The following is a 2,923-nucleotide window of genomic DNA, read 5'->3' as shown; positions in this document are numbered from 1 at the left end:
CGGCTGACGGGCGCGGCGGCATCCTCACCCGCTGCCTCGCCTACCGCGATCAAGGCGCGTCTCATGGAACAGATGTCGGAACTTCTTGGTGCCTCACCCGCTCTTCCCGAAGAGCGGCTGGCCCAGGAAGCGGCCTTGCTGGCCACCAAGGCTGATATTCGCGAGGAGCTTGACCGGCTCACGGCCCATGTCGAACAGGCGCGTACCCTGATTGAGGGCAAGGAGCCTGCGGGGCGTCGGCTCGATTTTCTGACACAGGAATTCAATCGCGAGGCGAACACGCTCTGCTCCAAGGCGGCCGATGTCAGCCTCACGCGTATCGGACTGGAGATGAAAGCGGTGATCGATCAGCTTCGCGAACAGGTTCAGAATGTGGAGTAGGGCGGGATGAGCGGTATTGCCATTCACCGGCGCGGATTGATGCTCGTGCTTTCCTCTCCCTCCGGGGCGGGAAAGACTACCCTTTCGCGCCGCCTGCTCGAAGCCGACAGCGAAATCGATATGTCCATTTCCGCCACGACGAGGAAGCCACGGCCCGGCGAAGTTGAAGGCAAGGATTACTATTTTCTGTCCACGGAAGATTTCGGCATCATGCGAAACCGTGGCGAGTTTCTGGAACACGCCAAGGTCTTTGGCAATTATTACGGCACGCCGCGCGCGCCCGTCGAGAAGGCGCTGGCGCAGGGCCGTGACGTATTGTTCGATATTGACTGGCAGGGTACACAGCAGCTTGATGAAACCGCGCAGGACGATCTTGTGAAGGTGTTCATCCTGCCGCCTTCAGCGCAGGAACTTGAAAGGCGCCTCGAAAAGCGTGCGCAGGACCCGGCCGAGGTCGTGGCCGAGCGCATGGCAAAGGCGTCAGACGAGATCAGTCATTATCAGGAATATGATTACATCATCATCAATGAGAATATGGACAAGGCCTTTGCCGAGCTTCAGGCAATCCTGCTTGCTGAACGCTTGAAAAGGCGACGGCTCACAGGCTTGTCCAATTTTGTGAAACAGCTTCGCGAGGCACTTTAGCCGGAGGCGGCATGACCAAGGTGGTGATACTGGCGGGCGGGCTGGGCACCCGCATATCTGAGGAAAGCCAGCTTCGCCCGAAGCCCATGATCGAGATCGGGGGGCGCCCGATCCATTGGCACATCATGAAGATCTACACGCATTTCGGGCATACCGATTTCGTGATTTGCCTTGGCTATCGCGGCTACATGATCAAGGAATACTTCGCGAATTATGTGCTCCATTCTTCCTATGTAACCATTGATGCGTCCGGCGATATCACATTCCACCAGAAGCCGAGCGAGCCATGGCGCGTCACTCTTGTGGACACGGGCGCCGAAACGCTGACAGGCGGGCGCATAAAGCGCGTGCGGGACTATCTTGACCCGGACGAGAGCTTCTTCATGACCTATGGTGATGGTGTCGGCGATATCGACATCAACGCGCTTCTTGCGTTCCACAAACAGCATGGGCGGGAAGCGACTCTGACACGCGTTATCCCGCCGGGCCGCTATGGTGCCCTGGAGCTTGAAGGAGACAGGGTTCAGCGTTTCATCGAAAAGCCGCCGGGAGACAATGCCTGGATCAATGGTGGATTTTTCGTGCTGGAGCCTTCCGTACTGGACCGGATCGAGGGCGACAGGACGGCATTCGAAGGGGATCCGCTCGTCGGTCTGGCGCGTGATGGCGAACTCATGAGCTTCCCTCATTCCGGATTCTGGCAACCCATGGATACGCTGCGCGAAAAGAATTATCTCGAAGAGCTTTGGGCGTCCGGCAAGGCGCCGTGGAAGCGTTGGGGGAACTGGCGTGGCTGTTGACGGGCTCGACCCTTCTTTCTGGAGTGGAAAGCGTGTCCTTCTGACCGGGCACACTGGCTTCAAGGGAGGGTGGGCCGCACTTTGGCTCGCGCGCATGGGCGCAAAGGTCACGGGCTTTGCGCTCACACCGGATACAGAGCCAAACCTCTTCGCGCTCGCAGGCGTGGAGGACGCCGTGCGCTCGCATATCGGCGATCTGCGGGATGCAGAGGCTCTGCGAGCCGCAGTTGACGAAGCCGATCCCGAGATCGTCATTCACATGGCTGCACAACCGCTCGTTCGCCGGTCTTATGTGATGCCGGTTGATACATTCGCGATGAATGTCATGGGCACCGTCAATCTGCTGGAAGCGCTGCGGGGCCGAAGCGCGCTTCGCACGGTTCTCGTCGTCACGACCGACAAGGTCTATGAAAATAACGAGGCGAGCATCGCCTTCCGGGAGAGTGATCCGCTTGGCGGCCACGATCCTTATTCCGCATCCAAGGCTGCCGCCGAAATCGTCACGTCTTCCTATGCACGTTCCTTTTTCAATGAAACAGGCGTGCGTGTTGCCACGGCGCGCGGCGGCAATGTGATCGGCGGCGGTGATTTTTCCGAGGACCGTCTCGTGCCGGATATCTGGCGGGCGCTTGCGGCGGGAGAGGCGCCAGTGCTCCGCAATCCTGCGGCCGCCCGTCCCTGGCAGCATGTGCTGGATTGCCTTTGCGGGTATTTCACCTTTGTCCGTGGCCTGCATGACGGGCAGGACTTGCCGACAGCTCTCAATTTCGGGCCACCTCCCGGCGCGAAACCAGTCACGGTTGCGGCGCTTGCCGAAGCGGTGCAATCGGCGCTTGGGGCTGCGCCTTGGAAGCCGGCGAATGAAACCGGTCCTCATGAAATGATGGCACTTGAAATCGACAGCCGAAAGGCGCGTGCCGTGCTCGGCTGGAAGGATCAGCTTGCGGGAGAGCCTTGCATTGAATGGCTCGTGGAATGGTACCGCGCGCTCGGGCAAGGAAAAGATATGCGCGAGATGACACTTCGCCAGATCGCGGCCTTTGAAGCATTGCATCGGAAGGCTGCCTGATGTCGGCGCGCTTCGACCTGTCTCTGAC

Annotated in this window: 4 protein-coding genes; all 4 read left to right on the top strand. The window is 59.5% G+C overall.

Translation table 11 applies throughout. The features are described 5' to 3' along the window. A partial coding sequence (locus WBF74_RS00435; protein WP_424433727.1) for an endoribonuclease YicC domain-containing protein occupies positions 1 to 381 on the top strand: 381 nt, incomplete at its 5' end. A 6-nt stretch (positions 382 to 387) separates the two neighbouring features. Next, positions 388 to 1,026 (top strand): guanylate kinase, encoded by a 639-nt coding sequence (gene gmk, locus WBF74_RS00430; RefSeq protein ID WP_424433725.1) that lies wholly within the window; start codon positions 388 to 390, stop codon positions 1,024 to 1,026. Between the two features lie 11 nt (positions 1,027 to 1,037). Then, positions 1,038 to 1,826, top strand: a complete 789-nt coding sequence (gene rfbF, locus WBF74_RS00425; RefSeq protein ID WP_424433723.1) for a glucose-1-phosphate cytidylyltransferase — start codon at positions 1,038 to 1,040, stop codon at positions 1,824 to 1,826. Continuing rightward, positions 1,816 to 2,895 carry a CDP-glucose 4,6-dehydratase gene (rfbG, locus tag WBF74_RS00420; protein ID WP_424433721.1) on the top strand — a complete coding sequence of 360 codons (1,080 nt, stop codon included), beginning with the start codon at positions 1,816 to 1,818 and terminating at the stop codon, positions 2,893 to 2,895. Before rfbF ends, rfbG begins: the two co-directional genes overlap by 11 nt. Positions 2,896 to 2,923: the final 28 nt, after the last annotated feature.

It is taken from the genome of Parvibaculum sp., assembly GCF_049672805.1.
In the GTDB taxonomy this organism is placed as follows: Bacteria; Pseudomonadota; Alphaproteobacteria; order Parvibaculales; family Parvibaculaceae; genus Parvibaculum.
This window is presented reverse-complemented; position numbering and strand designations above follow the sequence as displayed.